At 64.5% G+C, this 3,940-nt stretch carries 4 protein-coding genes and 1 pseudogene; 1 reads left to right on the top strand and 4 read right to left on the bottom strand.

Going from position 1 to position 3,940, the window contains the following annotated elements; all coding sequences use genetic code 11:
* The first annotated feature begins 198 nt into the window (after positions 1-198).
* Entirely contained in the window at positions 199-567 is a 369-nt protein-coding gene (locus VET27_RS03660) for a DUF732 domain-containing protein (protein WP_526515245.1), read from the top strand.
* Between the two features lie 372 nt (positions 568-939).
* Here the strand turns inward: VET27_RS03660 and VET27_RS03655 are convergent, their stop codons facing one another.
* From VET27_RS03655 to VET27_RS03640, 4 genes and pseudogenes are all read right to left on the bottom strand, one after another.
* Positions 940-1,302 carry a DDE-type integrase/transposase/recombinase gene (locus VET27_RS03655; RefSeq protein ID WP_526515243.1) on the bottom strand — a complete coding sequence of 121 codons (363 nt, stop codon included), beginning with the start codon at positions 1,300-1,302 and terminating at the stop codon, positions 940-942.
* Between the two features lie 153 nt (positions 1,303-1,455).
* Positions 1,456-1,628: pseudogene (locus tag VET27_RS03650) on the bottom strand (ATP-binding protein); the annotation flags it as partial.
* A gap of 129 nt (positions 1,629-1,757) precedes the next feature.
* Positions 1,758-2,180, bottom strand: a complete 423-nt coding sequence (locus VET27_RS03645) for a PNPOx family protein (protein ID WP_526515241.1) — start codon at positions 2,178-2,180, stop codon at positions 1,758-1,760.
* 370 nt (positions 2,181-2,550) lie between these two features.
* On the bottom strand, positions 2,551-3,940 hold a 1,390-nt coding region (locus VET27_RS03640; protein WP_526515239.1), incomplete at its 5' end, for an IS1634 family transposase.

Here is a 3,940-nt window from a genome sequence, read left to right as displayed (position 1 = left end):
GTCGCGCCATTGCGGCGGATCCTCGCGAATCGATGCGGCAGGATCGGGGTCTGAGCGGAGCTTTCGGAGGACCGTTGAGTGGATTCTTGCAGGCGTTCGTGCAGAGTCAACAGATCAGTTCCGCGAGACAGGCGAACGTTGAATGCCCATCGCGCCGAATCGGCGCCGGGCGTCACACAACCGCATAGGCTGCCAGCCATGAAGCTTCGCAAGCCGCTGATCGCCTTGATCGTCGCTTGCACCGCATTCGGCGTGGTCACGCAGACGCCAGCACCACCAGCGCATGCTGCGCCGGCGCCCGAAGTGGAATACACCTACAACGTGGTGGTACGACGGCATTACGCTTTTCCGAACAACGACGCGATCAGCTACGGCTACGGGATCTGCGACAAGGTCAGTCGAGGCGAGAGCTACCCACAGGTGATGGGTGATGTGAAGAGTGACGTCGTCCCAAACGACGAGTTCGCGGCCAATTACCTCGTCTCGTATGCAGTTGGTATCTTGTGCCCCGCCCAGATCTGGCAGCTGCGAAACTCGGCGGCGAACTACCAACCACCGCCGGGGTAGCCGCAGTTCGCCTCCAAACGACCCGAGCGTTTGAACGATTTCTTGTGTGTGTACGGTGCCCGTAAGCTGTGGAAACCAAGCCGTCGAGCGGCCATGCGGGTTCGACTTTCGGCGACATGGTCATTATCGCGAGCGCACTCGGCATGCGCCTCCGCAACGCTGCAGCGGCGGTGCGGCCATGGGTCGACAACGACTATGGCACTTCATGATTGGGCATACTGAACCGTCTCGAGTTTGATGCCGCTTCATGGTTGAGGCGTCGCCGGCTGGGACCCCTGGGTTTGAGCGTAGTAGGCCGCTTCGTATTCCTCGGGTGGGACGTAGTCGAGGCTGCTGTGCCGCATCCACCCGATGATCGGCGTGATCGCGCCGTCACAACGCCATCTTCAACACCGTCGTGACCATGGCGGTGTCCTTGACGGTGGTGGCGTGCCAACCCACGATGGCCCGGGAGAAGCAGTCGATCACGAACGCCACGTAGACGAACCCCGACCACGTCCGGCGGCATTTGAAGTCAGTCACCCACTTGCGGTTCGGCACCATCGCGTTGAAGTCGCGGTCCAGCAGATCCGGCGCCCGCCGAGCATCCATGCCGCCGGGGATGGTGGTGCGGTGTTTGCGGCCTCTGACCACCCCGGACAGACCTTCATCGCTCATCAGCCGGTCGACGGTGCACGCCGCGACCTGATGGCCCTGGCGGCGCAGATACGCGGTCATCTTGCGCCGCCCGTACATACCCTCCGGGACGCCGATCGTGGCCCGCAGTGCGTCAGTGAGCCCGGCATCGGTGATCGTGCGCGCCGACGGCGCGGCGTTCTTCCAGTTTCGTGAGTTTCGGTACGTGCGTCCGGTGACCTGACTGCGCTCATCGAAAATCCTCAGATGTGCTTACCGAAATTCCTCACCTGTGAGCAGCGGTAAGTGTATCGGTTGGCGTGTTCCGGTGGTGGCTCTGCGGAGGCTGTCGGCGGCGGAGGGTGGTCGCGTAGGCGGTAGGACTCGCCGTCGAGATTGAGGACCACGGAGCGGTGCAACAGCCGGTCGAGCATGGCTGCGGTTATCTTGACCTGCGAATCACAAAAGCAGGCTTTGAGCTGCGGCTTTATGTCAAAGACAAGTGTCCACGACAGGTGGTGGATAACCGCGTCCCTCTTGGCTGTAAGGGCCAGTAGCTTCAGTTGGCCCAGGACTCAGCCCTTCGCCGGCGTGAGCTTCACTTTCAGATAGTGCTCAATGCCGACTCCCTTTAAAGTGCGTCGCCGCCGCGGCGACAGCGCTGGCAAGGCCGCCGCCGCGCCGATGATCTCGGGTTCCGCCACGTCGTAGCTTTCGCCCTGAACCGAAATGGTCGCTCGCCCCGCCGCAAGCACGTTCTGCAGCCAGTCCACCCGCATGCCGTAGGGCAAGGGAATTACGAAACCGTCTTCCGTGCGATCCGCCACGACCGGTGTGGCGTACTGTTTGCCCGACCGGCGCCCGACATGCCGGATAGCTGCCGCGTACCAGTGTTTGCGACCAGCAAACATCATCATGACCGGCCTGAGGAAATGCTTGTTTGACATACGAACCGCGTTCAGGAGCGGTTCGGGCCAGCTTTCTGGTGCGAGCGCCATTATTTCCCCCTGACCCCTATGACGGGGGCTCTCGACGCTGACGATACTGCCCCGCGCAACTCGGGATGGCCACTGTTCTCAAGATCGGGTAGCAGTGGCCCGAAGTTCACCGTGGGCCCGGGCGAGGTCTTTGCGAAGCTGACGGTTCTCGGTGCGTAGTTGGTTGTGTCCCAGCCACGGTGTAATTGACGACGGACGTAGGTTCCTTCAAGAGCTACCAACTCAGAGAAGGAAGGACTACGCCCGTGTCAGTCCCGACTTCCGAAGATCGTAAGCACATGAGTTCGTGAATTTGTGGGCTGACCTTTGTAAACTTCGTTAACACCGATTTGGGTCGTGTTACTACACGACCCGGGGTTCGCCGCCGTTGTCAGTGGCTGGCTTCGGTGTCGGTGGTGGAGAAGTCGAGGTATCTGGGTGGTTCGGGCAGGTCGAGTGCGGCCAGGATGGTTTTCTGACCAGCGGTGGGGGTGGAGCGTTGCGCGACGCGGCCCTCGGCGGTGGCGAGGGTGACCAGGTGCATGCGGTCGAGTTCGTGGCGCAGGTTGCGCCAGGTGTCGCCGGTGGCGGTTTCGGCCACGCGCACGAGCAGCAGCGCCAGCCAGCACAGCTGGATGTGGGCGCGGATGCGGTCCTCGCGGTGGTGAAAGACCGGGCGCAGCCCGAGACTGCTTTTGCAGTCGCGCCAGCCGCGTTCGACGGCGAGAAGTTGCTTGTAGGCGGCGGCCAGATCCTCCGGGGTCAGCGTCAGGTCGGAGGTGCGCAGCAGCCATTTTCCGTCGTAGTGGGCCTCGCGTGCGGCGGCGGCGCGGTCGATGCGCAGCAGCCCGGTCGTGGTGCGGCGCAGTAGTCTTCGCAGTCCCGGCTTGGCCTTCAGGGAGCCGACGAACTCGTCGCGGCGGCGCGCGGTCCAGGCATCAGAGCCCTCGATCAGGTGCTGCAGGTGTTCGATCAGCCGCTGCCGGACCGCTTCGTCGCGGGCAGCGGTGTCGGGGTTGTGGCAGATGACGAACCGCTCGGCGCGGGCGCCGTCCTGATCGCCGCCGCCGGGTGAGACCCGGACCTCTTTGACCCGCAGGTTGTCGGCGACGTCGTGGTAGCGGCCGGGCCGTGCCAGCGCGGCGGCGGCCTCGGCGTTGGTGTGGCGCAGCTTCTCGGCGTGGATGCAGTGCCCGCCGCCGCGGGTCAGGTAGGCGCGGTTGGCGGCGGAGGCGAACCCGCGGTCGGCGACCCACACCAGCCGGTGCAGATTCCAGGCCCCCAGATCGTCGGTGACCGTGCGGATGATCTTCTGATCGCCGGTGTTGCCGGGAAAGGTCCAGCAGCGCACCGGGATGCCGTCGCGGGTGACCGCCATCGCGATCACCACCTGGGGCAGGTCGTCGCGGTGGTCCTTGGACTTGCCGAACCGGCGGGCGCCGTTCTCGACCGGCTTGGCGGTGCCGTCGTCGGCGTCCGGTTCCGGCTGCAGGTCGGCCAGATCGTCTTCGACGTCGACCTCCCAATAAGTGGAGGTGGTGTCGACGAACACGATGTCGACGTCGAGGTTCAGCAGGTGCGCGACCGAGGCGAAGATCTGTGCGGCGATCTCGTCGAGCGCATCGAGCAGGAAATCCATTGCCGCGTAGGCGGAGTCGTCGCTGAATCCGGCGCAGCCCTCGATCGCGGCCCGCTCGCCGACCCAGCCGGTGGCGGCCAGCTTCGATCCGGGTTCCAGCGCCCGCTGCGCCACCAGCGCGAACAGCACCCGCTCCACCGCG

Source organism: Mycobacterium sp. (assembly GCF_035633495.1).
Classification (GTDB): Bacteria; Actinomycetota; Actinomycetes; order Mycobacteriales; family Mycobacteriaceae; genus Mycobacterium.
The sequence above is the reverse complement of the archived record's forward strand: the minus strand, read 5'-3'. Positions and strand labels throughout refer to the sequence as shown.

Coding starts and splice junctions, on each gene's coding strand:
- VET27_RS03660 (WP_526515245.1), top strand. CDS start 199: ATGAAGCTTCGCAAGCCGCTGATCGCCTTGATCGTCGCTTGCACCGCA.
- VET27_RS03655 (WP_526515243.1), bottom strand. CDS start 1,302: ATGTACGGGCGGCGCAAGATGACCGCGTATCTGCGCCGCCAGGGCCAT.
- VET27_RS03645 (WP_526515241.1), bottom strand. CDS start 2,180: ATGGCGCTCGCACCAGAAAGCTGGCCCGAACCGCTCCTGAACGCGGTT.